At 58.6% G+C, this 25,854-nt stretch carries 24 protein-coding genes; 9 read left to right on the top strand and 15 right to left on the bottom strand.

What is annotated here, in order from left to right; all coding sequences use genetic code 11:
* Positions 1-246 precede the first annotated feature (246 nt).
* Together M5G20_RS00790 and tal are read left to right on the top strand one after the other, a co-directional pair.
* Positions 247-1,209 (top strand): glycosyl hydrolase family 5, encoded by a 963-nt coding sequence (locus M5G20_RS00790; protein ID WP_273917471.1) that lies wholly within the window; start codon positions 247-249, stop codon positions 1,207-1,209.
* Positions 1,210-1,410: 201 nt separating this feature from the next.
* Positions 1,411-2,337, top strand: coding sequence for a transaldolase (gene tal / locus M5G20_RS00785; RefSeq protein WP_273917470.1), 927 nt, complete (start codon positions 1,411-1,413; stop codon positions 2,335-2,337).
* Between the two features lie 188 nt (positions 2,338-2,525).
* Here tal and rssC read toward each other — a convergent pair whose 3' ends face one another.
* The 3 genes from rssC to M5G20_RS00770 form a co-directional block, all read right to left on the bottom strand.
* Positions 2,526-3,008, bottom strand: coding sequence for an anti-sigma factor antagonist RssC (rssC, locus tag M5G20_RS00780; protein WP_056857042.1), 483 nt, complete (start codon positions 3,006-3,008; stop codon positions 2,526-2,528).
* Positions 3,005-4,189 (bottom strand): two-component system response regulator RssB, encoded by a 1,185-nt coding sequence (gene rssB, locus M5G20_RS00775; RefSeq protein WP_273917469.1) that lies wholly within the window; start codon positions 4,187-4,189, stop codon positions 3,005-3,007. Before rssB ends, rssC begins: the two co-directional genes overlap by 4 nt.
* A gap of 330 nt (positions 4,190-4,519) precedes the next feature.
* Positions 4,520-5,209 (bottom strand): MlaA family lipoprotein, encoded by a 690-nt coding sequence (locus M5G20_RS00770; protein ID WP_273917468.1) that lies wholly within the window; start codon positions 5,207-5,209, stop codon positions 4,520-4,522.
* A 198-nt stretch (positions 5,210-5,407) separates the two neighbouring features.
* Between M5G20_RS00770 and M5G20_RS00765 the strand changes: the two genes are divergently transcribed.
* Together M5G20_RS00765 and M5G20_RS00760 are read left to right on the top strand one after the other, a co-directional pair.
* A complete protein-coding gene (locus tag M5G20_RS00765; RefSeq protein WP_273917467.1) occupies positions 5,408-6,028 on the top strand; it encodes an HAD family phosphatase in 621 nt (206 codons plus the stop codon).
* Between the two features lie 124 nt (positions 6,029-6,152).
* Positions 6,153-6,416 carry a DUF4404 family protein gene (locus tag M5G20_RS00760; RefSeq protein WP_273917466.1) on the top strand — a complete coding sequence of 88 codons (264 nt, stop codon included), beginning with the start codon at positions 6,153-6,155 and terminating at the stop codon, positions 6,414-6,416.
* Between the two features lie 39 nt (positions 6,417-6,455).
* Here M5G20_RS00760 and queF read toward each other — a convergent pair whose 3' ends face one another.
* Both queF and copI read right to left on the bottom strand, forming a co-directional pair.
* Positions 6,456-7,286: an NADPH-dependent 7-cyano-7-deazaguanine reductase QueF gene (gene queF, locus M5G20_RS00755; protein ID WP_273917465.1), complete on the bottom strand. Its 831-nt coding sequence runs from the start codon at positions 7,284-7,286 to the stop codon at positions 6,456-6,458.
* Positions 7,287-7,347: 61 nt separating this feature from the next.
* The gene (gene copI, locus M5G20_RS00750; RefSeq protein ID WP_150733303.1) at positions 7,348-7,896 is read right to left on the bottom strand and encodes a copper-resistant cuproprotein CopI; all 549 of its coding nucleotides are present in this window, start codon (positions 7,894-7,896) and stop codon (positions 7,348-7,350) included.
* Positions 7,897-8,050: 154 nt separating this feature from the next.
* On the opposite strand from copI, the gene M5G20_RS00745 reads away from it, so the two are divergent.
* Entirely contained in the window at positions 8,051-8,731 is a 681-nt protein-coding gene (locus tag M5G20_RS00745; protein ID WP_273917464.1) for a heavy metal response regulator transcription factor, read from the top strand.
* Positions 8,731-10,080: a heavy metal sensor histidine kinase gene (locus M5G20_RS00740; RefSeq protein ID WP_273917463.1), complete on the top strand. Its 1,350-nt coding sequence runs from the start codon at positions 8,731-8,733 to the stop codon at positions 10,078-10,080. Before M5G20_RS00745 ends, M5G20_RS00740 begins: the two co-directional genes overlap by 1 nt.
* A 122-nt stretch (positions 10,081-10,202) precedes the next feature.
* Here the strand turns inward: M5G20_RS00740 and M5G20_RS00735 are convergent, their stop codons facing one another.
* From M5G20_RS00735 to M5G20_RS00725, 3 genes are all read right to left on the bottom strand, one after another.
* Positions 10,203-11,447, bottom strand: coding sequence for a lipoprotein-releasing ABC transporter permease subunit (locus tag M5G20_RS00735; protein WP_273917462.1), 1,245 nt, complete (start codon positions 11,445-11,447; stop codon positions 10,203-10,205).
* Between the two features lie 63 nt (positions 11,448-11,510).
* On the bottom strand, positions 11,511-12,194 hold the full coding sequence (lolD, locus tag M5G20_RS00730) for a lipoprotein-releasing ABC transporter ATP-binding protein LolD (protein ID WP_273917461.1): 684 nt from the start codon (positions 12,192-12,194) through the stop codon (positions 11,511-11,513).
* A 7-nt stretch (positions 12,195-12,201) separates the two neighbouring features.
* The gene (locus M5G20_RS00725) at positions 12,202-13,452 is read right to left on the bottom strand and encodes a lipoprotein-releasing ABC transporter permease subunit (protein ID WP_075945983.1); all 1,251 of its coding nucleotides are present in this window, start codon (positions 13,450-13,452) and stop codon (positions 12,202-12,204) included.
* Positions 13,453-13,546: 94 nt separating this feature from the next.
* Here M5G20_RS00725 and M5G20_RS00720 point away from each other — a divergent pair, with 94 nt between their 5' ends.
* Positions 13,547-14,128 carry a PilZ domain-containing protein gene (locus M5G20_RS00720; protein WP_273917460.1) on the top strand — a complete coding sequence of 194 codons (582 nt, stop codon included), beginning with the start codon at positions 13,547-13,549 and terminating at the stop codon, positions 14,126-14,128.
* A gap of 14 nt (positions 14,129-14,142) precedes the next feature.
* The gene (locus tag M5G20_RS00715; RefSeq protein ID WP_273917459.1) at positions 14,143-14,865 is read left to right on the top strand and encodes a glycerophosphodiester phosphodiesterase; all 723 of its coding nucleotides are present in this window, start codon (positions 14,143-14,145) and stop codon (positions 14,863-14,865) included.
* Between the two features lie 42 nt (positions 14,866-14,907).
* On the opposite strand, the gene sthA is transcribed toward M5G20_RS00715, so the two are convergent.
* From sthA to M5G20_RS00680, 7 genes are all read right to left on the bottom strand, one after another.
* Positions 14,908-16,302: a Si-specific NAD(P)(+) transhydrogenase gene (gene sthA / locus M5G20_RS00710; RefSeq protein WP_053161582.1), complete on the bottom strand. Its 1,395-nt coding sequence runs from the start codon at positions 16,300-16,302 to the stop codon at positions 14,908-14,910.
* A 207-nt stretch (positions 16,303-16,509) separates the two neighbouring features.
* On the bottom strand, positions 16,510-17,496 hold the full coding sequence (locus M5G20_RS00705) for an FAD:protein FMN transferase (RefSeq protein WP_273918056.1): 987 nt from the start codon (positions 17,494-17,496) through the stop codon (positions 16,510-16,512).
* 223 nt (positions 17,497-17,719) lie between these two features.
* Positions 17,720-18,085: a hypothetical protein gene (locus M5G20_RS00700; RefSeq protein WP_443218280.1), complete on the bottom strand. Its 366-nt coding sequence runs from the start codon at positions 18,083-18,085 to the stop codon at positions 17,720-17,722.
* Between the two features lie 132 nt (positions 18,086-18,217).
* Complete coding sequence (locus tag M5G20_RS00695) at positions 18,218-18,661, bottom strand: hypothetical protein (RefSeq protein WP_273917457.1); 444 nt, start codon at positions 18,659-18,661, stop codon at positions 18,218-18,220.
* Positions 18,642-19,754: a polymorphic toxin type 44 domain-containing protein gene (locus tag M5G20_RS00690; RefSeq protein WP_273917456.1), complete on the bottom strand. Its 1,113-nt coding sequence runs from the start codon at positions 19,752-19,754 to the stop codon at positions 18,642-18,644. Before M5G20_RS00690 ends, M5G20_RS00695 begins: the two co-directional genes overlap by 20 nt.
* Before the next feature lie 115 nt (positions 19,755-19,869).
* Complete coding sequence (locus tag M5G20_RS00685; protein ID WP_273917455.1) at positions 19,870-20,367, bottom strand: hypothetical protein; 498 nt, start codon at positions 20,365-20,367, stop codon at positions 19,870-19,872.
* Between the two features lie 203 nt (positions 20,368-20,570).
* On the bottom strand, positions 20,571-22,034 hold the full coding sequence (locus tag M5G20_RS00680) for a glyceraldehyde-3-phosphate dehydrogenase (protein ID WP_075945990.1): 1,464 nt from the start codon (positions 22,032-22,034) through the stop codon (positions 20,571-20,573).
* A 363-nt stretch (positions 22,035-22,397) separates the two neighbouring features.
* Here M5G20_RS00680 and mfd point away from each other — a divergent pair, with 363 nt between their 5' ends.
* Positions 22,398-25,847: a transcription-repair coupling factor gene (gene mfd / locus M5G20_RS00675; protein ID WP_273917454.1), complete on the top strand. Its 3,450-nt coding sequence runs from the start codon at positions 22,398-22,400 to the stop codon at positions 25,845-25,847.
* Positions 25,848-25,854 lie beyond the last annotated feature (7 nt).

The following is a 25,854-nucleotide window of genomic DNA, read 5'->3' as shown; positions in this document are numbered from 1 at the left end:
TCTTAATGAACCCTCAGGATCTTCCTGAACTCAGAAATAGATTCGCCCTGTTAGTACCGGAGCATTAAGTACCACAGCGTTTAAAAGGCCCCCAACCACAATTACCGGACTAAAAATAACTGTGATTTTCAGCCGATGGTTTTCCGACAAAAAATAACATTCGTGCACTTCATGCCCTCTTCATTATCAAAACATGAGTAATGAGATATCTATTCGAAGTTGTCACTTCTCATCAGGAGAGCAGACATGAAATCAGCACATCTCAAAGGATTCGGCGCGCTGACACTGCTAGCGCTGGGTGCGACGACTCAGGTACACGCCAGCGATCTGTTCCCTAACCTCCCTGCCCGGACCGTTGGCATCCAGGTCAAGATTCAGAACTTTTCCGCCGCCGACGCCGGGCAGATCAAAGCGGCCGGTTTCAGTTTTGTGCGCTTCGGCGTATGGAGCGACAGCCTGGGCAGTGCGAAGTATCAGAAACAGGTCAGCGATGCCTTTGCGACGGCCAAATCCGCTGGCCTGCCGGTGCTGCTGACCGTGCGCGCCATCAAGCCGTTGATGGCCGCGTCAGGCAACATCAGTGAACTGGCAACCGCTGGCGAATCCTTTGCCAACACCGTGACAAAGCTGGAAACCGCCTACAGCACTCAACTCGTGGCCATCGAAATCTGGAATGAACCGGACCTCGAAACCTATTGGCCGACGCGCTATTTCGACACGACCTTCGTCCCATTCATGAGCGCCATGTGCAAGTCGCTGCAAGACAAACCACAATCGACGCCCCGGGTGGGCTTCGGCTTTGCCCGCCCGCCGACGGCCGGTTCTGCATCGACCGTGGCGCTGAACCGTATCGTCAGCGAATACCCCAAATGCCTGAACGCCATTTCCTACCACCCGTATGGCATGACGAGCACACAGATCAGTAACGCGCAGGCGTTTATCCAGCAGAACTTCCATCTGCCGGGCGTGATCAGTGAATGGGGCGTTTCGGCGCTCTCCTCCAATGGCGGAGCCGAAGGACAAGCCAGCAAAATCGGTACGTTCATCGCCGATGTGAAAAAGCTCAACATCCCGCTGACCTCCATCTATGAATGGAAAAACAGCGACTCGGGCAGCAATGACCGGGAGAAGAACTTCGGTTTGCTGACCTCTGACGGGCAACCGAAACCGGCAAGAATGACTGTCGAAAGTCACTTCAATGCAGAGTAAACCTGCGTAACCGACCTGTGCGCAGGTCAGTTGCTTTGAACCTGTGAGCTGTTTTGGCATCGTATTCATCGACACTGCGCCCCACCTTTCAAACAATCGTTTTCAGGTTGTTGCCGCAGGGGCCATCGATACACGTACACACCCTTGAGTGGCTGTCAGCGCTCGGGTAATGTCATCAGACCCATAGGACAGAGCACGCCCATGACTTCCAAGCTGGAACAACTCAAACAAATGACCACCGTGGTTGCCGACACCGGCGACTTCGAGGCGATCGCCCGCGTCAAGCCGGTAGACGCTACCACCAACCCTTCCCTGCTGCTCAAGGCCGCAGCCATCCCCGCTTACGCCGAACTGCTCAATGCTTGCGTCAGCGACTGCAAGGGCGATGTCGGCCTGGCCAGCGACCGTTTTGGCGTCGCGGTAGGGCAAGAAATCCTCAAGGTGATCCCGGGGCGTATTTCCACCGAAGTGGATGCGCGCCTGTCGTTCGACACTGACGCCGTATTGAAGCGTGCGCACCGTCTGATCGAGCTGTACGAAAAGGCCGGCATTGGCCGCGACCGCGTGCTGATCAAGATCGCCTCCACCTGGGAAGGCATCCGCGCCGCCGAGACCCTCGAAAAGGAAGGCATCCAGACCAACCTGACCCTATTGTTCTCCTTCGCTCAGGCCGCCGCTTGTGCCGACGCCGGGGTGTTCCTGATTTCGCCGTTCGTGGGCCGCATCTACGACTGGTACAAGAAAGCCACCGGTAACGAGTTCATCGGCGCGGATGATCCGGGCGTGCAATCGGTGACCCGCATCTACAACTACTACAAGGCCAATGACTACAAAACCGTGGTCATGGGTGCAAGCTTCCGTAACCTGAGCCAGATCGAGCAACTGGCCGGCTGCGACCGTCTGACCATCAGCCCGGACCTGATCGACAAGCTGGCGGCGGATACCGGCAAACTGGAACGCAAACTGGCGCCGGGCCAGGCCGGTGAAGCGCGCCTGAACCTGAACGAAGCGCAGTTCCGCTGGTTGTCCAACGAAGACGCCATGGCGACCGAGAAACTGGCTGAAGGCATTCGTCAGTTTGCTCGTGACCAGGAAAAGCTTGAGGCGTTGCTGCAAGCCAAGCTGTGATCTAATTCGGCGAAACGCAAAAAGGGCGAACCTTGGTGGGTTCGCCCTTTTTTGTGGCTGCCGGGTAATGTGCTGTCATTGCCACCGCCATCGCTAGCAGGCTAGCTCCCACAAGGGATAGCGTCTTAAAGGTGAGATCTAACCTGCTAGCGATGGGGCCTTTACGGCCATCCCATCACCTGAGGAAATCAATGCCGCTCCAGCGCATTCACCAGGTCATGGAATGCTTCACGATTGGAATCGTTCAAGCCCATGAGGATCTTGTGCGCTTCGAGCACTTTGATCCGCACCACTTCTTCGGACTGATCCTGGTCTGGCAGGTCGTCCAGGCACTCCGGGCACGGCACAGGCTTGTCAACGATGTTGAACACCTGCTCGAAGCCCATGGATTGCAGAAGACGGGTAATGTCTTCGTGGGTGGTGACAACGGTCGGCAGCAGGCCGACCTTTTGCCGCGAAAGGATCGACAGCTTGGCCAGAAGACCAAGGGTGGTGCTGTCGATGCTGCGGGTTTCGGTCAGGTCGATCACGATTGCGTTGAAATTCAACGCGGTGAAGATCCGATCAATAGTCGCATCCAACGCCGAACACAGGGTCAGGCGAACTTCACCGACGAACTTCAGGACAAAGGTGCCGTCCTGCTCGGCGAACTGGATTCTACCGGTACTCATTGAAGATTCCTGCTCAACACCAACAGGGCGATATCATCCGGCATCTCCCCTAGCGTGGCCAATCCAAAAACCTGCCGCAGACCATCCAGGCTGCCGCCCGCTGCCTTGACCCGTTGGGGCAACGCAGCTTCTTTTTCTTTGAGTGTGGGTTCTGGCAAAAGGTCCAGAATGCCATCAGACATCAGCGTCAGGCTGAACGTCGGCGGCAGCTCCAGCACGTGGTCTTCATAAGTGGCTTCGTTGAAGAGGCCAACCGGCAAACCACGCCCTTCCAGATAACGAACACTGTCGGGTGTGTACAACACTGGCAACGGCAAATGACCACCGATGCTATAGGTCAACAAACCTGTCTCCTCGTCGATGACTCCACCGACCATTGTGACGTGTTTACCCAGCTTACAACTGATCAGGCCCCGGTTGATATGACCAAGGACTTCTGAAGGCTTGAATTCCGGCAATGTGCCGCTGCGCTTGGATTCGAACAGCAAGCGCGTGGTCATGAATTTCAACAGCACGGTAACGAAAGCTGAAGAGGCACCATGACCGGAAACATCCGCCAGGTAGAACGCAACCCGGCGCTCGTCGACCCGGAAGTAGTCGACGAAATCACCCGACAGGTACAGTGACGGGATGATCTGGTGGGCAAACTTGAAATCGTCGATGGCCCAGGGGCTGACCGGCAGCATGTTCATCTGCACCTGGCGACCGGCGTTCTGGTCTTCCTGGAGCAGGTTCAGGCTGGCGGCGAGCTCGCGGTTGGCCTTCTCCAGCTTCTCGCGGTAACGCTGGTTCTCCTGCAGCAGACGCGCTCGATCCAGGGCCCGACGCACCGAGTGCTCGAGCACAGCCAGATCTTCGAGAGGCTTGATCAGGTAATCCGCCGCACCCAGGCGCAATGCCTCGACCGCGTCATTCATCACGCCGGCACCGGACACCACGATCACCGGCGTTTGCGGAGAAAGTTCGGTTACCTGGCGAATGAGTTCGAGACCGCCCATCTGCGGCATGCGCAGATCGCAGATGACCAGATCGGGCGTGTCTTGCTCGAATACCTGAAGACCCTGCTGACCATTGCTGGCCTGCAAGACGCTGAAACCACTGTCTTCCAAATAGGCGGCGAGGCTCGCGCGCACTACTTCGTCATCATCGATTATCAGCAGCGTGGCACTGGTTTTTGGCATGTGGGCAAACGGCGCCAGAATTAGGTTGGCGTAGCGGCTCGGATTTTGGCCCGGCTCACACTACTGGATTCGCTTTCTAGCCTCTCTGTCGCACTGTTTTCGAGCATTTGCCCTACACACATGTACACCAGAGGTGCCCTTCTAAGGCGCAGACGGTACTCCCATCCGCGAGGCGTTTCAAGCTCACGCCGATTGTCGCTTGACATCCATCTGTGTCAAATCACCGCGAGTTATAAGAACAGCCAAAACCGAAACACAATGGAAGGACCGCCGGCATCCAGAAATGAAGAAGGCGGCTCGATGGCCGCCTTCTTCAATAACCGGTAAAGATCAAAAATCGTCTTCAACCTGGCCGTCTTTCACCTTGAATTCGCGGTTCTGCAGGTACGCATTGCGGATGAAAGTGTACTTGTCACCCGTGATCAGTTTCTCGGAGGACAACAGATTCGCACGGCTATCGACAATGTTCAGGGCGAAGATCGAGTTACGCACCGGCACATCGTTGATGTAGCGGTACGGACCGGTGTAACCGTCGACGAATTTCGAAGGCGCATCACGCACCGTGCTTGGCCCCAGCAGCGGCAGCATGACGTACGGACCACTGCCGACACCCCAGTAACCGAGGGTCTGGCCGAAGTCTTCGTCGTTGCGTTGCAGGCCCATCTTGGTACCGACGTCGAAGAAACCGAGCAGGCCGAAGGTGGTGTTGAAGATCAAACGCGCGGTATCGACACCGGCCGCCGCAGGCTTGGCCTGCAGGATATCGTTGGCGAGGTTGGTGACATCGCCGACGTTGCGGAACATGTTATGGATGCCGTCCTCAAGGAACTGTGGCGTCACGAACTGATAGCCCTGGGCCAAAGGCTTCAGGGCATAGGTGTCGAGCACGTCGTTGAATTTGTAGATTGGACGGTTGATGCTTTCCCAAGGGTCGTCTTCCGACGCTGCCTGGGCAACGAACGGAACCAGCAACGCGCTGGCACACACACAAAGCTGAGCGAGTTGATTGCTCCAGCGCATATAAAAACTCCTTGGATTGTTCCGTTGCCGGGCGCTGAGCCTGGCGCAAAGACCGCTAGTATAAGACGGAAAGGTCGCTTTAGGCAGCATGCCCCCAAGCGCTGATTCGGGATTTTGCGGTTTGTGATCGATTCACATCCGTGTCACTCAACTGTCATCGCGGCCCGCTAGCCTCGAGGCTATTTCAGGGACGTTGATATGCCGCACGCCGAAACCAAGCCTCAAACTGCGCCAAACCTGACTGCCGTGCTGTTCGGCCTCAGTGGTTGCCTGGTGGATTTCGGCGCTCACACGCGTCTGAACGGCGGTCATTCGGCCGAGCACACCGAGGCCACGCCCGGCGCCCTCGACAGCCTGCACAGCTTGCAGCAGCAACAGATACCTTGCGCCTGGCTCGATGAACTGCCCCCTGCCCTCAGCCAGTCCCTGGCGATCGCCCTGCCGGAGTGGGTGAAATCCTCGCAACACTCTGCAACAAACAATCCTTGGCCGGCACCCCACGCGTGTTGGCAAGCCTTGATGGCGCTAAACGTCGACCGGCTGGATGGCTGCGTACTGGTCAGTGGCGAACCGCGTCTGCTGCAATCGGGGCTCAATGCCGGTCTGTGGACTATCGGGCTGGCGTCCTGCGGCTCGCTTTGCGGCTTGTCGCCTGCGCAATGGCAGGCCCTGTCTGCGCAGGAACAGGACATCAAGCGCGGCAAGGCAACCCTGCAACTGTTTGGCTTGGGCGTGCATTCGGTGATCGATCACCTCGGTGAACTCGACACCTGCCTGGCCGATATCAGCTTGCGTCGACTGAAGGGTGAAAAGCCCTGATCGCGGCCTCACACCGATGAAGCATGCAGGTTACGCAGGAGTGGATTAATCTTAAGGCAAGCCATAGACCTTTGGCGCGTCGCTGCGGTCTATGCCAGTGCCAATTGAGATAAGGAAGAACGCCATGCCTGCCCGCGAACTGCAAGAACAGCTCAATGCCCTGCGCGAGCAATTGGATAAGAATCCTCCGCTGTCCGAACTCGAGCGCGAAGAACTGCACGTACTGATGCAGCAGATCGAACTGGAACTTGATCTCGAAAACAAAACCAAGGACACCAACCTCGCCGATAACGTCAACCTTGCCGTCGAACGCTTCGAACTTGAGCACCCGACCCTCTCCGACGCCCTGCGCCGAATTGGCACGGCCCTGCACAGCATGGGGATCTGACCCTGTGGGAGCGAGCAGGCTCGCTCCCGCATTAGATCTTCATTGACGAACCAGACGATGGTTCGGCAGCTGCACTTCTCCGGTACTGCGATACGGGTTGATATCGAGCCCGCCACGGCGCACATAACGCGCATAGACCGTCAGTTTTTCCGGTTTCAACAACCGCTGCAGATCCAGGAAAATCCGCTCCACGCACTGCTCATGGAAGTCCGAGTGCTGGCGGAAGCTGACGATGTACTCCAGCAAACTCGCGTGATCCAGTGCCGCGCCACGGTACTCCACCACGACGCTGCCCCAGTCAGGCTGACTGGTCACCGGGCAGTTGGATTTGAGCAAATGGCTGTGCACGCTTTCCTCGACAATGCGCGAGTCGTCACAACGCAGCAATTCCGGACGCGGATGCTCGTAGTTGCTGACACTGATATCCAAGTCATCGATGCACACGCCGGGCAGCGCCACGACGCCTTCGGCTTCGACATCTTTCAGGCTGCGAACCCGCACGCCGACCGGCTTGCCGGCAGCGGCCGACAGGTCGTTGACCAGCGTCGCTTCAAGGCTCGCGGTGTCGGCAAACGGAGTCTGGTTCAACGAGTTGAGGTACAGTTTGAAGGACTTCGACTCGATGATGTTCGGCGAGTCCGCCGGGATGCTGAACTCGCCGATCGCTACCACCGGCTTGCCCGAAGGCAGCAGCCACGACAGCTCGAAGCAGTTCCAGAAGTCGACGCCTTTATATGGCAGGGTTTCAGCCGTCAGGCCCAACTCTGCCCACTTCGCGGTACGCGGAATCGGGAACAGCAAGGACGGCGTGTAAGTGGCGATGTATTCGCTGGATTTGCCCAGCGGCGAGTGTTCGGCTGCGGGATGCATGGCGGAAACCTGACTGAAGAATCAGCGGATTCTATCAGCCTTTGCTCCCGCCTTTGAGTGCTTACTGACTGACAGTCAATTTGCCGACCATGCCGGCCTGATAGTGACCCGGGATGTTGCAGGCAAATTCGAGACTTGTCGCCCTGGTGAAGGACCAGGTCAGTTCCGCCGTTTTGCCCGGCTCCACCAACACGCTGTTGGGGTCGTCGTGCTTCATGCCGCCCTTCATGTCGTGCCCCATCGAACCGTGATCCATACCGGCCATTGCACCGTGGTCCATTTCCTTCACACCTGTAGGCGTGAGCATGCCGCTCTGTTGCATGTGCAACATTTCCTGCTGGTGTCTGGCATGCATCGCTGCGTCACCGAGGTTGAATTCGTGCAGCAACTGGCCTTTATTCACCAGCACGAAACGCACGGTCTCGCCCGCCTTGATCTCGATGGTCCCGGGGTTGAACGACATGTCACCCATCACCACTTCAACACTGCGAGTTGCCTTGGCAGCAGGCGCCGGCTGGCCAAAATCGTAGGTGTGCGCCGGGGCAGCCCATGCAGGCGAAGTCAGCGTCAACAGGCACGCGACGGCCACCAGGGTTTTGCGCATAAACATAGTCATACTCCAACAAAATAAGGTTCAGCCTGTGAAAAACTCTAAACTGCAATCACTGCCCGCAACCTGACAACCAGATTACAACTTTGTCAGGCCGGCCCGCACCGTCGGCGCCCACGGTATAAAGCTTTCGATCCATTGACCCGAGCCCCCCATGAAACTGCTGATCGTCGAAGACCAACCGAAAACCGGCCACTACTTGCGCCAGGGCCTGGCTGAAGCCGGGTTTACCACCGAACTGGTGGCCGACGGCAGCACCGGCCAACAGTTGGCCTTGAGCGGTGATTACGCGTTGTTGATTCTCGACGTGATGCTGCCGGGTCGCGATGGCTGGCAGATCCTGCAAGCGGTGCGCAGTGCAGGCCTTGATACGCCAGTCCTGTTCCTGACCGCACGGGACGCGGTGGAAGACAGGGTGCATGGCCTCGAACTGGGCGCCGACGACTATCTGGTCAAGCCATTCGCGTTCTCCGAACTGTTGGCGCGGGTGCGCAGCCTGTTGCGCCGTGGCAGCGCCTCGCCGCAGGAAACCAGCCTGCAACTGGCTGATCTGCGCCTGGACCTGATTCGCCGCCGAGTAGAACGCAACGGCCAGCGCATCGATCTGACCGCCAAGGAATTCGCCTTGCTGGAAATGCTCCTGCGTCGTCAGGGTGAAGTCCTGCCCAAGTCGCTGATCGCCTCCCAGGTCTGGGACATGAATTTCGACAGTGACACCAATGTCATCGAGGTCGCGATCCGCCGATTGCGCCTGAAGATCGACGATGAGTTCCCCAACAAACTGATCCACACCGTGCGCGGCATGGGTTACGTGCTTGAAGAGCGCTGCGCCTGATGCGCCGGCTGTCCTTGAGCCGTCGCCTGGCGTTGCTGTTTGCCGCCTGCACCGCGGTCGTTTCATTGTTCGCCGGGGTGTTGTTCAGTCGCGCCAGCGAGGCGCATTTCATCGAGCTTGATCAGCAACTGCTGGATGGCAAGTTGATTGGCCTGCGGCGGGCGCTGCACGATCTTCAATCGAGCGACAGCCAGGTCAAACTCGCCGATGAATTGAGTCGGCAGGCGGATCTGTCATTACGGATCACCGGCAGCGATGGCAAACGCTGGTATGACAGCTCGATCCAACTGCCCGATCAACTCCCACAACAGCCAGGCCTGTCGACCCTCAACCACGACGGCACTGACTACCGCGTCCTGAATGCGCCGCTGTTTGCCGACAAGCCTGACTCCCCGCAATTGACCTTGCTGCTGGACATCACCCACCACCAGCACTTTCTTCAACGCATGCAGCACCTGATCTGGCTGACGGTCGGTTTGTCAGCCCTGGCCACTGCCCTGCTCGGCGCCTGGGCGGCGCGCAGCGGGTTGCGGCCGTTGCGGCGCATGAGTGCGGTCGCCAGCGGTGTATCGGCGCAATCACTCAACGCACGCCTGCCCGAGGAGGACATGCCGCCGGAGCTCGCGGAAATGGCCCACAACTTCAACGCCATGCTCGGACGCCTTGACGACTCCTTTCAGCGGCTGTCGGCGTTTTCCGCCGACATCGCCCATGAACTGCGCACTCCGCTGTCGAACCTGCTGACCCACACCCAGGTCACCCTCACCCGCCCGCGCCCCCTCGAGGACTATCGCGAAGCGCTGCACAGTAACCTCGAAGAACTGCAGTGGATGGCGCAGCTGGTCAACGACATGTTGTATCTGGCCAAGGCAGACCACGGCTTATTAATGCCCAAACGCGAATCACTGGATCTTGCAGAAGAGGCGGATCTGTTGCTGGAATTCTTTGCTCCGCTGGCCGAGGACGCTCAAGTGACTTTGAGTCGAGAGGGAAAGGCACGCTTCGAGGGTGACCGCAGCATGTTGCGTCGGGCATTGTCCAATTTGCTGGACAATGCGTTGCGTTTCACGCCGGCCCATGGCGAGGTTCGGGTGCGGATCGTCGATCAGCCCAAAGGCCTGAGCCTGACGCTTGAAAATAGTGGGGCCGGGGTTTGCGCAGAGTTGTTGCCGCGTCTGTTCGATCGCTTTTACCGGGCCGATCCGTCACGGCATGAAGGGAGCAGCGAGCATGCGGGGTTGGGATTGGCAATCACCCAGTCGATTGTCCGTGCCCATGGTGGGCAGATTCGTTGCGAATCAGCTGATGGGTGGACCAGGTTTGTGATTGAGTTGCCAAAAGGAGAGTGAAGCCGGCAGGTCCGGCCTCATCGCTGGCAAGCCAGCTCCCACAATGTCCGGGTTGAATCACACCTGAGTGAGCGACTTCAATCCCGGTGGGAGCTGGCTTGCCAGCGATAGCGGTCTAAAGGTTACGAATATCTCAGCGCATGAGCCGGCTCGATCTTCGCCGCCCGCCACGCCGGATAAATAGTGGCCAGGAAGCTCAAGACAAACCCCGCCGAGCAAATCAACACTACATCCGCACCCTGCAATTCAGACGGCAAGTTGCTGACGAAATACACGTCGGAACTGAAGATGTGCTGGCCGCTGACCCGCTCGATCCAGCCCACGATCTGACTGACGTTCAGTGCGGCAATCACGCCGAGCACACCACCGATCAGGGTGCCGACGATACCGATGACCGTGCCCTGCACCATGAAGATCGCCATGATCTGCCGGGGCGTAGCACCGATGGTGCGCAGGATCGCGATGTCCGCGCCTTTGTCGTTCACCACCATGATCAGGGTGGCGATGATGTTGAACGCCGCCACCGCGACGATCATCAGCAACAGCAGGCCGATCATGGTTTTTTCCATCTTCATCGCGCTGAACAGGCTGCCCTGGGTGTGAGTCCAGTCATCGGCCTTGTAAGCGGCGCCAAGCCCGGTGGCGATGTCACCCGACACCTTTGGCGCAGCGTACAAATCTTTCACCGCCAGACGCACGCTCTGCACCTGATTCGGCTCCCAGTGTTGCATCTGCGCGGCATCGGCAACATGGATGAGCGCCATCGAGCCATCCAGTTCGGCGCCAACCTTGAACACACCAACCACGTTCAAGCGCTGCATGCGCGGGGTAATCCCGCCCGGCGCCGTGCTGATTTCCGGCACGATCAGGGTGATCTTGTCACCGACATTCAAGCGAAAGCGGCGCGCCGTGATCTCGCCGATCACCACGCCAAACTCACCCGGTTTCAAGGCATCGAGACGCCCCTGGACGATGTGCTTGGCGACGATCGACACCTGGCCTTCCAGCGCCGGATCAACGCCGCTGACCTGGATCGGCTGCATCGTGCCCTTGTAGGAGAGCATGCCTTCCATTTCGGTGAACGGCACCGCTGCCGTGACTTCCGGGTTTTTCATCGCGGCCGCCGCAACGGGCTGCCAATCGTCGATAGGGTTAACACCGACGATGGTCGCGTGCGGCACCATGCCAAGGATGCGCGAGCTCATTTCACGCTGGAAGCCGTTCATCACCGACAGCACCACGATCATCGCCAGCACACCCAGGGCGAGGCCGATCATCGAAGTCATCGAGATGAAAGAAACGAAGCGATTGCGGCGCTTGGCGCGGGTATAGCGCGTGCCGATAAAGATCGATAACGGTCTGAACATTCGCTGGGGCACCGTATAAAAATAAAAGACCCGAGGCCTTTTCAGGCATCGGGTTTCAATCCGTCAGATAGCCGTCAGGCAACCTTCCTGCAAGTGCAGGACGCGGTCCATCTGGCGGGCGAGGTTCATGTCGTGGGTCACCACCAGGAACGCCGTGCGCATCGAAGTGCTGAGTTCCAGCATCAAATCCTGGATGCCCTGGGCGGTGTGGGAGTCGAGGTTGCCGGTGGGCTCATCGAGCATCACCAGGCCCGGCTTGTTCACCAGGGCGCGGGCGATAGCCACCCGCTGACGTTCGCCGCCGGACAACTCGGCCGGCTTGTGCTCAAGGCGATGGCCGAGCCCTACCCGCTCCAGCAACGCCGTGGCACGCTGGCGCGCTTCAGGAATCGCAGTCTTGCCGATCAGCAGCGGCATGCAGACGTTTTCCAGTGCGGTGAACTCCGGCAGCAAATGGTGAAACTGGTAGACGAAACCCAGCGACCGATTTCGCAGCAGACCGCGTTTCTTTTCGCTGAGGGCCGAGAGTTCTTCGCCATCGAGCCAGACGCTGCCCTTGGTCGGCGTATCGAGGCCACCCAGCAAGTTGAGCAAGGTACTCTTGCCCGAACCCGAGGTACCGACAATCGCCACGCGCTCACCCGGGTGCAACTCCAGTTGCAGGCCGGCCAACACTTGCACCGACTCCGGGCCTTCCTCGTAAGATTTGCCCAGGTTGCGGCAGCTCAAGATTGCTTTATCACTCATGCCCGACTCACTCATAACGTAGCGCCTCCGCAGGCTGGGTGCGCGCGGCACGCCAGGCTGGATACAGGGTGGCGAGGAAACTCAGGACCAACGCCGCAGAGCAGACCATCACAACGTCCTGGCTCTGCACTTGCGACGGCAGGTAATCGATGAAATACACGTCGGCATTGAGGAACTTGTGCCCGATCAAGCCTTCGAGGGCCGAGATCGCGGCACTGACGTTCAACGCGGCGAAGATCCCGACCACCGCGCCAATGGCGGTACCCACCACGCCGATGACCGTGCCTTGCACCATGAACGTGCGCATGATCGTGCCCGGCGTGGCGCCCAGTGTGCGCAGGATCGCGATATCGCCTTTCTTGTCGTTCACCACCATCACCAGCGTGGAAATGATGTTAAAGGCGGCGACGGCAACGATCAGCAGCAACAGCAGGCCGATCATGGCTTTTTCCATGCGGATCGCCTGATACAGGTTGCCGTGGGTACGCGTCCAGTCGCGGGCGTAGAAATGATCTTCGCCGAGGTCCCGGGCGATATTCCACGCGGTACGCGGTGCCTGGAACAGGTCATCGAACTTCAGGCGCAGGCCCTGGACCTGATCCGGTTTCCAGCGATGCAGGCGCGCCAGGTCCTGAAGGTTGGTGATGCCGAGGTAGCCATCGAGTTCGCCCGCGCCGACGTGGAAGATGCCCACTACGGTAAAGCGCTTCATGCGCGGGAACATCCCGGCCGGGGTCACGGTGACTTCAGGCGCCACGAACGTCAGCTTGTCGCCAATCGCCGCACCGAGCTTTGCTGCGGCCTTGTCGCCGATGACGATGCCGAACTCGCCTGGCACCAGATCGTCGAGTTTGCCCTGCTGCATGAAGTGATCAATGATCGACACCTGACGCTCCAGCGCCGGGTCGATGGCATTGAGCAGAACTTTCGAGACTTTGCCGTTATTGGTCAGCAAACCCTGCATTTGCGTGAACGGCGCCACCGCCGTCACCTGCGGGTTTTGCTTGACCTTGGCGGCCAGGCTTTGCCAATCGCTGATGGCTTCACCGGATTCGATGGTCGCGTGGGGCACCATGCCCAGCACGCGGGTACGCATCTCATGATCGAAGCCGTTCATGACCGACAGCACGACAATCATCACGACCACGCCAAGGGCGAGCCCGATCATCGAAGTCAGGGAAATGAATGACACAAAATGATTGCGACGTTTTGCACGGGTGTAACGCGTGCCGATAAATACGAAGAGAGGTCTGAACATGTCGGGGCTTGTTCGGAGGGAAAAGGAACGTCCTTGTGGCGGGGGTCGATAACCAGCTTTACACTCAGACCACCGCCGCTACCATGGGTTCGCCATGTCGACATTAGATGAAGAAGATCGCCGCGAATACTACCGTATCGAGGACACGATCGCACTGGAAATTCGGCCCCTGTCCGCTACCGAAGCCACAGGCCAGGAAGTGTTGCAGGATGCTTCCCCACTCTTCAACCTGCTCAGCGAATTGCACCTGAGCGAATTCGAGTCGCAGCACCTGTTGCGCCAGATCAATGAGCGCGACCGCAACATCGCCGCATTCCTGAAAGCCCAGAACAAGCGCATCGATTTGCTGAGCCAGGTCATCGCCCTGACGGTGCTCGGGCAAATTGGCGAACCGCAGCCTGTGATCATCTCCGAGGGTGGCATCGACTTCCAGCACCCTGCGCCAATTGCCGCCGGCTCTCGCCTGTCGGTCAAACTGGTGCTGATGCCGCAGGCCTTGGGATTGCTGTTGCGCGCTCGCGTCACCCACTGCGACCGCAAGGGTGATGGTTATGACGTTGGCACCGAGTTCGAACACCTGACCGACGCCCAGCGGCAACTGTTGGCCCGACACATCTTGCAGAAGCAGGCCCAGGAACGACGTCTGGCCCGCGAACAACTCGAATCAGGCATTTAATTTAAGGAAGAACCGTGACCCTCATCTACGGCCATCGCGGCGCCAAGGGCGAAGCACCGGAAAATACCCTGACCAGTTTTCAGGAATGTCTCAAGCACGGCGTGCGTCGCTGCGAACTGGACTTGCACCTGTCCAAGGACGGCGAGCTGATGGTCATCCACGACCCGACGCTCAAGCGCACCACCGAACGGCGCGGCAAGGTCGCCGAGCACACGGCGGCGGAGCTGGCGACTTACGACGCGCGCAAGGGCGGCCCCGGCTGGATCAAGCCATGCCCGATTCCAACCCTGGAGTCGCTGTTCGAACAATGCGATTTCGATCACTGGCAACTGGAAGTCAAAAGCGCTTCACGCACCCGCGCCGCGACCACCGTGCTGGCGATTCGCGAAATGGCGCAACGGCATGGCTTGCTCGACAAGGTGACAATCACCTCGAGCTCGCGGGAAGTGCTGAAGGCCGCGCTGGACCTGGTGCCGGACGTTTCCCGTGGATTGGTGGCCGAGTACGCCTGGCTCGACCCGCTGAAGGTCGCGCAAAGCTATGGCTGTGAAATTCTGGCGCTGAACTGGACCCTGTGTACGCCGGAACGCCTGCAGAAGGCGCAGCGCCAGGGGCTGCATGTGTCGGTGTGGACAGTCAACGAGCCCGCGCTGATGCGCAGACTCGCCGACTTCGGCGTTGACAGCCTGATTACAGACTTTCCCGGTTTGGCCACTGCCACGCTCGAGAATTGCTGAAATCGGTCTCCCCGGCCGGCTCAGGCCACCGGCCGGAGCCGCTCAAAAAAGCCGGTTGAGGCCGTCGTATGCCGCTACCCGGTAGGCTTCAGCCATGGTCGGGTAGTTGAACGTGGTGTTGACGAAGTACTTCAACGTGTTCAATTCGCCCGGCTGGTTCATGATCGCCTGGCCGATGTGCACGATCTCCGACGCCTGATAACCGAAGCAGTGCACGCCCAGCACTTCGAGAGTTTCGCGGTGGAACAGAATCTTCAGCATGCCTTGCGGCTCGCCGGCGATCTGCGCACGCGCCATGCTCTTGAAGAACGCCTTGCCCACTTCGTACGGCACCTTGGCCTGGGTCAGCTCCTGCTCGTTCTTGCCGATCGAGCTGATCTCCGGAATGGTGTAGATGCCGGTTGGCACGTCGTTCACGAAGCGCCAGCTGCCGTTGTCGACGATGCTGCCAGCGGCGGAACGACCCTGGTCGTGAGCGGCACTGGCCAGGCTTGGCCAGCCGATCACGTCACCGGCGCCATAGATGTTCTGGATGCCGGTGCGGTAGTTTTCATCGACTTCGATCTGACCACGGCCGTTGACTTTCACGCCGATGTTTTCCAGGCCCAGCTGATCGGTATTGCCGGTACGGCCGTTGCACCAGAGCAAGGCGTCGGCCTTGATCTTCTTGCCGGACTTGAGGTGCAGGATCACGCCGTTGTCCACGCCTTCGACGCGGTCGTAGTCTTCGTTGTGGCGCACGGTGATGTTGTTGTTGCTGAAGTGGTAGCTCAACGCCTGGGAAATTTCCGAGTCGAGGAAGCTCAGCAACTGACCACGGTTGTCCACCAGCTCGACCAATACACCCAGACCACTGAAGATCGATGCGTATTCGCAACCGATCACGCCAGCGCCGTAAACGATGAGTTTGCGCGGGGTGTGGCCGAGGCTGAGGATGGTGTCGCTATCGTAGATACGCGGGTGGTGGAAATCGATGTCCGCCGGGCGATACGGACGCGAGCCGGTGGCGATGATGATGTGCTTGGCCACCAGCTTCTCGACCACGCCATTGGCGCAGACCACTTCGATGGTTTGCTCGTCGGCGAAGCTGCCGGTGCCAAAGAACACGTCGACGCGGTTACGGGCGTAGTAGCCGGTGCGCGAAGCGACTTGCTTGGAGATAACTTTTTCAGCGCTTTTCAGCACGTCCGGAAACGAGAACCAGCGCGGCTCACCAATAGCCCGAAACATCGGGTTGGTGTTGAACTGCATGATCTGCCGGACCGAGTGACGCAGGGCCTTGGACGGGATGGTGCCCAAGTGAGTGCAGTTGCCGCCGACCTGGCGACGGCTGTCGACCATCGCGACCTTGCGCCCTGCCTTGGCGGCGTTCATTGCCGCGCCTTCTCCCGCCGGGCCGGAACCCAACACCACCACGTCGTAGTTGTAGACAGCCATGCGTACTCCTCAGAACAGGCCGCGGCGCCATCGGCACCTGCGGCTAAATCACGCCAATCTGTGGCATGAAGGAACAATTTGGGGCCAGTGCAGAACCCGGACACAGTCTATAGAAGCGTCAACGCCGCGCACATTAACCCTTGGTCGCGTCGTAGGCTAGTTTTGCCTGCACTACAACGCCACTTTTCAATGCTTCAATCGCCGCAGTCATTCAGTTTTTCCAGCGCTGAGGCGTTCAAAAGCGTGACTGGTACGTGTGACGAAACCTGTATCGGCACGAATGACAAAAAATGCGCCAACGTCGTGTTTTTCCGCGTAGTCCCAACCGCGCTCCGGACCGAGAATCAGCAACAGCGTCGATAAGCCATCGGCCATCAACGCGGAAGGATGAATTACCGTGACCGAGGCCAGGGTGTGTGAGACCGGCGCACCAGTGCGGGCATCGAAGGTGTGGGAAAAGCGCTGGCCGTCCTGCTCGAAATAATTGCGGTAGTCGCCGGAGGTGGACAGGCCATAACCGTCGACGACAATGACCCGTTCAGCCACCTGCCGGTCATCCCGAGGCGCTTCCAGGGCAATGCGCCATGGCGAGCCGTCAGCCTTCTTGCCGGAAGCCTTGAGCTCGCCCGTGGCCTCGGCGAGGTAGTCATGGATGCCCATCGCCTCGAGTCTTGCGGCAATCGTGTCCACCGCATAACCGGCGGCGATGCTGTTGAAGTCGACCTCCACGGCGGCGTCCTTGCACAACCGGTCGCCCTCGATGCGCAAGTGCTGGTGGCCGACGCGCTGCCGGGCTTCGGCGAGGGCTTCGGCGGTCGGGACCTTTTCCCCGCGGGCCTGCGGACCAAAGCCCCAGAGATTGGCCAGCGGCTCCACCGTCAGATCGTAGGAACCGTCGCTTTGCACTGACAGTTGCTCGCCGACGCGGACCAATTCGAGGATCGACGCCGGCATTGCCTGACAGTTGTTGGCCGGCAATGCATTGAAGCGCTCGATGGCCGAGTCGCTGCGGTAGGTCGACATTTGCCGGTCGATGTCAGCGAGGATCTGCTCGACCTGGACGCGGACCTCGTCCGGCGCCGGAAGGCCGGCATGGTGCACATACTTGATCGAATAAGTGCTGCCCATGGTCGGGCCGCCGAAGCTTTCCAGAGTGTCGCCGTTACCGCAGCCTGATAGTGCGCCGAGCAGCAAAAATGCCACCCCCTGCCACCTGATCAACAATTCCCGAGCTCCCCGATACACCCCCTGACACACCGCCAGGGCCAGCCATTATGCGATAGAACTGTGGGAGCGGGCTTGCCCGCGATGGCGGTCTGTCAGGCGACACCGATGTTGAATGGGCGGGCCTCATCGCGAGCAAGCTCGCGCCTACAAAGTTCTTGACCGAACAGCAATGGCTGCAAACGAGGTCTTTTCATGGAGTTGCGGTATCGGTGACGCATTGTTTTAGTCGATCCGAATCCGTGCCACTGCCTTCGCTGCGATCAATATCGCCGTTGGCATCGAGATAAATATGCGTATTAGGCCACTTAGGGGTTACGTTGACGCAGTGTCGTAGCACTCCATCGTCCCACCAAGAAATCTCCATGAAAAATCTCTCATCTGGAAACAGAAAGCCATAATCACGTGTACCGCCCCCAGGCTGCATCCGCCCTTTGAATATTCGGTGCTGTACGTTCCAGATGTATTTAAGTTCTTCTTTAGCATCTTTGGAGTAACGGATAGTCACAGTAGGTAACCCAATATCCCATTGGGTGATGAGCAGAAAAGCAACTGGGATCCATAACCACCGCGAGTACCGTTTTAGGGGTTTACTGGCCAATGCGTCCACGAACTCTTTTCCTTCAGTGGCGGATCTATTGGCAAACATTTCATTAACCAAGCCAAGACTGCCTACTAAATTTGGTGCATGTTATGGTTTCGCCAAATCCCATTGACACTCTTTCAGCCTATCCACATCTGCACCACTCCCTTTGCGCATATCAATGTTGCCTTCGGCGTCGAGAAAAATATGCATGTTGGGCCACTTCGGTCTGATGCTGATGCAGTGCCAACGCCCATTCTCGGCAGCCCAAGAAAACTCCATGAAAAATTCGGCATCCGGAAATAGATATCCGTGGTCGCTGGTGGCACCTCCTGGGGACATCCGCCCCCTGTATATCCGATCTTGAACGTTCCAGGTGTACCGCAATCCGTGCTCGGCATCCCTGGAATAATTGACGGTTGCACTGGGTAGAACATAAATATTCCAGAGGGCCATCAACTGCAGTACCAGCAGTGGCAGCAGCAGTGGTAAAAACGGAATCCATAGCCACCGTAAGTAACGAGATCGGGGGTTATTTACAGACGTGGACACGGACTCCATCTCCCCAGTTCTCTGGTGGAACTGCCAACACCTTATTCATGATCATCTGCGCTGATATCCCGCCTTCAGGGTGCTGATTGGCGAGCTTTATACCGATGCTTATCGACACTCTATCAGCTACATCATCCCATGATCGCAATTCAGTCCAAGGGCTAGCTGTAGGACGAGGGCCAAGGAGCTCTCTATCTTCTTTGGGCGTTGTTCTTATCTCTTCGGCTTTGCGCAGGGTATCTGAGGCGATTTGCTCGGCCCCTGCTCCGTCTAGCAGTAAGCTTTCTGAAAGTCCCCCTATGATTCCGACATAACCGTAGTGGATGTTCGACCAAATGTCGTAGTAGTAGAGATACTTCCCTTGCTTGTGTCGTACACCAGGAAACAGCTCCCGAAGCTTCGGCTTGTGATCCCACTCCCTATTCTGACCCACCTGCTTCGTCCAAATCGCCATCGCCTCAAGCTTTTTCGTCCATGCAATTCCGTTGAAATTTGGTGGTCCAGCCAGTCTGGCGTACCAGGGTAACGCCCGAAACTTCCTGGCTTGCGCGCTGCTGTCGTAGCTCATCAGCTCTTTCATTTTCAACACGGACGGATGCTTGATGTTCCTGTTCATCTCACCTGCAATGTAGCTGGCAAGCTCTTCCATCTGATCTGGATGGTTACAGGCTTCGCTTCCACCAAGGTCGCCGGGTGGTGCAGAGATTTTATCTGCCAGCTTCAGATCAACCACCTGAGGCTTGACTGTAAAGCTGTTTTCAGCCGGAGCCGCCGATGATCCCGCGACCCTCGCGGCCGCCTGTGCAGGGCTTGCGTTGCTTTGATACGTGGCCGTCATTACGGAGGGGATCAGCCGAGCTTTACAGGGGCAATTGCTGTAACTGTCCAGCGTGCCAGCCATGGGCTTTCCATGGCTGATCATGTGCGAAATGCCACCGACGATCCGATAGGTCTCCCCGTCTTTTCCACACGTGACTCGATCACCATCGCGGGCGTGGGCAACGCCATACATCATGATCCGGGTGTCGCCATCCAGAACTTTGCCACCACAGGTGGTTCGGTCATTCAGACCGATGAAATGTCCTTCTTTCATTGATTTTCTTCTCCATTACTTCCGGCCGAGTCCAGAAAGTTTTCGACCATCAGCTGCGTGAGCATTTAAGCAACGCAGCACTGAGACAGCTTTGGACAGCGCCAGGCTTCGCCGCTCAGTCCGCGACCGATGGCAAAAAATCCTCGCCCATCGACTCACCTTCGCGCGCAATAAACACGTAGCCGCCTTGCGGTGTATTGATGATTTCGTCGCCATTGCTGAGCATGCTGCCGACCAGCGCCACATCATTGTTGTCTTGCCCTGCCCCAGTGATGATTTGCGCCGTACTGCCATCGGCATACAGGACGTAGTCGCCTTTTCGCGCTACGCGCACCGACCGTCCATTTTCCAACTTGAACTCCAGCGGCCCTGTCCCTTGCTGGATCACCCCGCCGTTACGGGTGTGGCTGCCCTCGGTTGCGCACCGGAAGATGGCGATAGCAGGATGAGCGTCGATGTAAGCCTGCTGTTGACGCACAACCAATTGGGCGCGCTCATGGAATTGCGCAATTTGCTGCTCAGTGAAGTGTGGATTGTCCAGACTGCGCAGATACTCTGGGGAAACATCGTTGGTATACAAAGGCTGAAAGGGTGCATTCATTTCAAAATCCATATCCTAGGAAGGGTGTTCAGAAATGATGCGGAGGTCGCTAACAGCGTCGCGACCCTCACGGCAGGGTCAAAGGAATGATTCAGAAGTTTCGCCAATAGAAACTATCCTTTTCCTACAGGATTATTTCTAAAACGTATTTATTGCGGAGCGCACAAACAAAAACGCCCCGACCAAAGTCGGGGCGTTTCATGTGCGGCTAAGGCTTAGCGCGGGAATGCTGGCGGGTTTACACCGGCCATGTCTTCCATCACGCGAACCACCTGGCAGCTGTAACCGAATTCGTTGTCGTACCAAACGTACAGAACAACGCGGTTGTCTTGGGTGATGGTTGCTTCAGCATCCACAACGCCTGCGTGGCGCGAGCCAACGAAGTCGGTGGAAACCACTTCCTGGGAGCTGACGTAGTCGATCTGCTTGTGCAGATCCGAGTGCATGGCCATCTGGCGCAGGTACTCGTTGATCTCTTCGCGAGTCGTGGCTTTTTCCAGGTTCAGGTTCAGGATAGCCATCGACACGTTCGGTGTAGGAACGCGAATCGCGTTACCGGTCAGCTTGCCCTTGAGCACTGGCAGTGCCTTGGCGGCTGCGGTGGCAGCACCGGTCTCGGTGATTACCATGTTCAGTGGCGCGGCGCGGCCACGACGGCTGCCTTTGTGGAAGTTGTCGATCAGGTTCTGGTCGTTGGTGAACGAGTGAACGGTTTCGACGTGGCCGTTGACGATGCCGTACTTGTCATTCACAGCTTTCAGCACCGGCACGATGGCATTGGTGGTGCAGGAAGCGGCCGAGATGATCTTGTCGTCAGGGGTGATTTCGCTGTGGTTGATGCCGTGCACGATGTTCTTCAGCGCGCCTTTGCCAGGTGCGGTGAGGATTACGCGGGCAGCGCCAGGGCAGGCAAGGTGTTGGCCCAGGCCGTCGGCATCACGCCATACACCAGTGTTGTCGACGATCAGAGCGTTTTCGATGCCGTACTGGGTGTAGTCGACTTCGGCCGGGCTCTTGGCGTAGATAACCTGGATCAGGTTGCCGTTGGCGGTGATGGTGTTGTTGGCTTCGTCGATGGTGATGGTGCCGTCGAACGGACCATGAACCGAATCACGGCGCAGCAGGCTGGCACGTTTGACCAGATCGTTCTCGGCACCCTTGCGGACCACGATGGCGCGCAGACGCAGGCCATCGCCCCCACCGGTTTTCTCGATCAGGATGCGCGCCAGCAGACGGCCGATACGACCGAAGCCGTACAGGACAACGTCGGTGCCCTTGCGGGCGGAAGCGTTCTGTTGACCTACCACGTCAGCCAGTTCTTCACGGACGAACTGCTCGGCAGTACGGCCATTGCCTTCGGCCTTGAATTTGGCCGCCAGCTTGCCCAGGTCGACCGAAGCGGCGCCGAGCTTGAGCTCGCTCATTGCTTTGAGCAGCGGGAATGTTTCGTGGACGGACAGCTCGCTGTCGTCGGACTGACGGTGACGAGCAAAGCGGTGAGCTTTGAGAATCGCAATGACTGAACGATTGATCAGGCTGCGGCCATAGATCGAGCTCACCACGTTGTTATTGCGGTAGAGCTGACCGATAAGCGGAATCATCGCTTCTGCGAGTGCTTCACGGTCGATCCATTCACCAAGACACTGGTCGGGCTTCTGAGTCACGGGAACCTTCCACATGTAGGGGCAGAAAAAAGGGGCTACATTATGCCGCCGAGTGACGCGTGTAGCAATGCGCGCCTGTCGTGCGATCAGTAACATTTTTCTGTTCAAAAAATTTTCCCTGCGCTAAAGCCCAGTAAAACCGGGGCTTTCAGAAGAGTCAATTTTTTGGAGGTATCGCTACGTTGTCCGTAACCCTCCGTAACACCCTTTCGTTTTACCACTACATAATTGGCTTTTTCCGGTAAAAAACCGAGGTTTTTTGTCTTTACCACTACATTTCGCCAAACCTGCGTAATAGACACAGTCAGCAACTGACAGGCGGCACTCCGGACCGCTACAATTACCGACTTTGTCGCAACGCTTGGAGCTCAACCTTCCGTGCCCGTTCTGCGTCTACCGCTTCTCCCTGCTGCGGCAGGTAAACAGCACTGGGGCAACCTGCCCGGTGCCGCCCTGAGCCTGGCCATCGCCGAGGCCGCCAGCGCTGCCAAGCGCTTTACCCTGCTGCTTACAGCCGACAGCCAAAGTGCCGAACGACTGGAACAGGAGCTGGGTTTCTTCGCCCCGGATTTGCCTGTGCTGCATTTCCCTGACTGGGAAACCCTGCCCTACGACCTGTTCTCGCCGCATCAGGACATCATCTCCCAGCGCATCGCCAGTCTGTACCGGCTGCCGGAACTGAGCCATGGCGTGCTGGTCGTGCCGATCACCACGGCCCTGCACCGCCTGGCGCCGACTAAATTCCTGCTGGGCAGCAGCCTGGTGCTGGATGTCGGGCAAAAGCTCGACGTCGAGCAAATGCGCACCCGGCTGGAAGCCACCGGTTATCGTTATGTCGATACCGTGTACGAACACGGTGAATTCACCGTGCGCGGCTCGCTGATCGACTTGTTCCCGATGGGCAGCAAACTGCCGTATCGCATCGACCTGTTCGACGACGAAATCGAAACCCTGCGCACCTTCGACCCGGAGAACCAGCGTTCCATCGATAAAGTCGAATCGGTCAAGCTGCTGCCGGCCAGGGAATTCCCGCTGCAAAAAGAGGCGGTCACCCGTTTCAAGGCACGCTTTCGCGAGCGCTTCGATGTCGATTTCCGTCGCTGCCCCATCTTCCAGGACCTGAGCAGCGGCATTACCCCCGCCGGTATCGAGTACTACCTGCCACTGTTTTTCGAAGAAACCTCGACCCTGTTCGATTACCTGCCCCAGGACACACAAGTGTTTTCCCTGCCTGGCATCGAACAAGCCGCAGAAAACTTCTGGAATGACGTGCGCAATCGCTATGAAGAGCGCCGCGTCGATCCGTCCCGTCCTTTATTACCGCCCGCCGAACTGTTCCTGCCGGTGGAAGACTGCTTCGCGCGCCTGAAAAACTGGCCGCGCGTGGTGGCCAGCCAACAGGATGTAGAAAGCGGCGCTGGCCGCGAGCGCTTCCCCGCTCGCGAGCTGCCGAACCTGGCGATCGAAGCCAAGGCCACCCAGCCATTGGCGGCACTGGCCGGATTCCTCGACGAGTTCCCCGGACGCGTGTTGTTCACCGCCGAATCTGCGGGCCGTCGCGAAGTGCTGCTGGAACTGCTGGAACGCTTGAAGCTGCGACCAAAGACCGTCGATAGCTGGCCGGACTTTGTCGCCGGCAAAGAACGCCTGGCGATCACCATCGCGCCGCTGGATGAAGGCTTGTTGCTGGACGACCCAGCCTTGGCGCTGGTGGCCGAAAGCCCACTGTTCGGTCAGCGCGTGATGCAACGCCGTCGCCGCGAAAAACGCGCCGACGCCAACAACGACGCCGTCATCAAGAACCTCACCGAACTGCGCGAAGGCGCACCGGTGGTGCATATCGACCACGGTGTCGGTCGCTACCTCGGTCTCGCGACCCTGGAAATCGACAGCCAGACCGCCGAATTCCTCGCCCTGGAATACGCCGAGGGCGCCAAGCTTTACGTGCCGGTGGCCAACCTGCACTTGATCGCCCGTTACACCGGCAGCGACGACGCACTGGCCCCGCTACATCGCCTCGGCTCCGAAACCTGGCAGAAAGCCAAGCGCAAAGCGGCCGAGCAGGTGCGCGACGTCGCGGCCGAGCTGCTCGACATCTACGCCCGCCGTGCCGCCCGTGAAGGCTATGCCTTTGCCGACCCGAAAGCCGACTATGCGACCTTCAGCGCCGGCTTCCCGTTCGAAGAAACCCCCGACCAGCAAACCACCATCGAAGCCGTGCGCGAAGACATGCTCGCGCCCAAACCGATGGATCGACTGGTGTGCGGTGACGTGGGCTTCGGCAAGACCGAAGTGGCGATGCGGGCTGCGTTTATCGCCGTGCATGGCGGTCGCCAGGTGGCGATTCTGGTGCCAACCACCCTGCTCGCCCAACAACACTACAACAGCTTCCGCGACCGTTTTGCCGACTGGCCGGTGACCGTGGAAGTGATGAGCCGCTTCAAGTCGACCAAAGAAGTCAACGCAGCCGTGGCGGATTTGGCCGAAGGCAAGATCGACATCGTCATCGGCACGCACAAGCTGTTGCAGGACGACGTGAAGATCAAAAACCTCGGCCTTGTGATCATCGACGAGGAACACCGTTTCGGCGTGCGCCAGAAAGAACAGCTCAAGGCCCTGCGCAGTGAAGTCGATATCCTGACCCTCACCGCCACGCCGATTCCGCGCACGCTGAATATGGCGGTGTCGGGCATGCGCGATCTGTCGATCATCGCCACGCCACCGGCCCGACGCCTGTCGGTTCGCACATTTGTCATGGAGCAGAACAAGAGCACGGTCAAAGAAGCCCTGCTGCGTGAGCTGCTGCGTGGCGGCCAGGTTTATTACCTGCACAACGACGTGAAGACCATCGAGAAGTGCGCCGCCGAGCTCGCCGAACTGGTACCGGAAGCACGGATCGGCATCGGTCACGGACAGATGCGCGAACGCGAACTCGAACAAGTGATGAGCGACTTCTACCACAAGCGCTTCAACGTGCTGATCGCCTCGACCATCATCGAGACCGGCATCGACGTGCCGAGCGCCAACACCATCATCATCGAGCGTGCCGACAAGTTCGGCCTGGCGCAGCTGCACCAGTTGCGCGGCCGGGTCGGACGCAGTCACCACCAGGCGTACGCTTACCTGCTGACGCCGCCGCGCCAGCAAATCACCACGGACGCGGAAAAGCGTCTGGAAGCGATTGCCAACACCCAGGACCTCGGCGCGGGCTTCGTGCTCGCCACCAACGACCTGGAGATCCGTGGCGCCGGCGAATTGCTCGGTGACGGCCAGAGCGGGCAAATCCAGGCGGTCGGCTTCACGCTGTACATGGAAATGCTCGAGCGCGCGGTGAAATCGATCCGCAAGGGCGAGCAGCCGAACCTCGATCAACCGCTGGGCGGTGGTCCGGAAGTCAACTTGCGCGTACCGGCGTTGATTCCCGAAGACTATCTGCCAGACGTTCACGCCCGCCTGATTCTCTACAAGCGCATTGCCTCGGCCACCGATGAGGAAGGCCTCAAGGATTTGCAGGTGGAGATGATCGACCGCTTCGGCTTGCTGCCGGAACCGACCAAGAACCTGATGCGCATCACCGCCCTGAAATTGCAGGCCGAATTGCTGGGCATCAAGAAAGTCGATGGCGGCCCGCAAGGTGGGCGCATCGAGTTCGCGGCGCAAACCCCGGTGGACCCGTTGACCCTGATCAAACTGATCCAGAGCCAGCCAAAACGCTACAAATTCGAAGGGGCCACGATGTTTAAGTTCCAGGTCCCGATGGAGCGCCCGGAAGAGCGCTTTAATACTGTAGAGGCGCTGTTCGAGCGCCTCATTCCGAAAACTGCTTGAAGGACGC

Source organism: Pseudomonas sp. TNT2022 ID1044 (genome assembly GCF_028656895.1).
GTDB lineage: Bacteria > Pseudomonadota > Gammaproteobacteria > Pseudomonadales > Pseudomonadaceae > Aquipseudomonas > Aquipseudomonas reinekei.
The sequence above is the reverse complement of the archived record's forward strand: the minus strand, read 5'-3'. Positions and strand labels throughout refer to the sequence as shown.

Excerpts from the sequence above, each read along its gene's own strand:
- M5G20_RS00790 (WP_273917471.1), top strand. The coding sequence starts at position 247 with ATGAAATCAGCACATCTCAAAGGATTCGGCGCGCTGACACTGCTAGCG.
- tal (WP_273917470.1), top strand. The coding sequence starts at position 1,411 with ATGACTTCCAAGCTGGAACAACTCAAACAAATGACCACCGTGGTTGCC.
- rssC (WP_056857042.1), bottom strand. The coding sequence starts at position 3,008 with ATGAGTACCGGTAGAATCCAGTTCGCCGAGCAGGACGGCACCTTTGTC.
- rssB (WP_273917469.1), bottom strand. The coding sequence starts at position 4,189 with ATGCCAAAAACCAGTGCCACGCTGCTGATAATCGATGATGACGAAGTA.
- M5G20_RS00770 (WP_273917468.1), bottom strand. The coding sequence starts at position 5,209 with ATGCGCTGGAGCAATCAACTCGCTCAGCTTTGTGTGTGTGCCAGCGCG.
- M5G20_RS00765 (WP_273917467.1), top strand. The coding sequence starts at position 5,408 with ATGCCGCACGCCGAAACCAAGCCTCAAACTGCGCCAAACCTGACTGCC.
- M5G20_RS00760 (WP_273917466.1), top strand. The coding sequence starts at position 6,153 with ATGCCTGCCCGCGAACTGCAAGAACAGCTCAATGCCCTGCGCGAGCAA.
- queF (WP_273917465.1), bottom strand. The coding sequence starts at position 7,286 with ATGCATCCCGCAGCCGAACACTCGCCGCTGGGCAAATCCAGCGAATAC.
- copI (WP_150733303.1), bottom strand. The coding sequence starts at position 7,896 with ATGTTTATGCGCAAAACCCTGGTGGCCGTCGCGTGCCTGTTGACGCTG.
- M5G20_RS00745 (WP_273917464.1), top strand. The coding sequence starts at position 8,051 with ATGAAACTGCTGATCGTCGAAGACCAACCGAAAACCGGCCACTACTTG.
- M5G20_RS00740 (WP_273917463.1), top strand. The coding sequence starts at position 8,731 with ATGCGCCGGCTGTCCTTGAGCCGTCGCCTGGCGTTGCTGTTTGCCGCC.
- M5G20_RS00735 (WP_273917462.1), bottom strand. The coding sequence starts at position 11,447 with ATGTTCAGACCGTTATCGATCTTTATCGGCACGCGCTATACCCGCGCC.
- lolD (WP_273917461.1), bottom strand. The coding sequence starts at position 12,194 with ATGAGTGATAAAGCAATCTTGAGCTGCCGCAACCTGGGCAAATCTTAC.
- M5G20_RS00725 (WP_075945983.1), bottom strand. The coding sequence starts at position 13,452 with ATGTTCAGACCTCTCTTCGTATTTATCGGCACGCGTTACACCCGTGCA.
- M5G20_RS00720 (WP_273917460.1), top strand. The coding sequence starts at position 13,547 with ATGTCGACATTAGATGAAGAAGATCGCCGCGAATACTACCGTATCGAG.
- sthA (WP_053161582.1), bottom strand. The coding sequence starts at position 16,302 with ATGGCTGTCTACAACTACGACGTGGTGGTGTTGGGTTCCGGCCCGGCG.
- M5G20_RS00690 (WP_273917456.1), bottom strand. The coding sequence starts at position 19,754 with ATGAAAGAAGGACATTTCATCGGTCTGAATGACCGAACCACCTGTGGT.
- M5G20_RS00685 (WP_273917455.1), bottom strand. The coding sequence starts at position 20,367 with ATGGATTTTGAAATGAATGCACCCTTTCAGCCTTTGTATACCAACGAT.
- M5G20_RS00680 (WP_075945990.1), bottom strand. The coding sequence starts at position 22,034 with ATGTGGAAGGTTCCCGTGACTCAGAAGCCCGACCAGTGTCTTGGTGAA.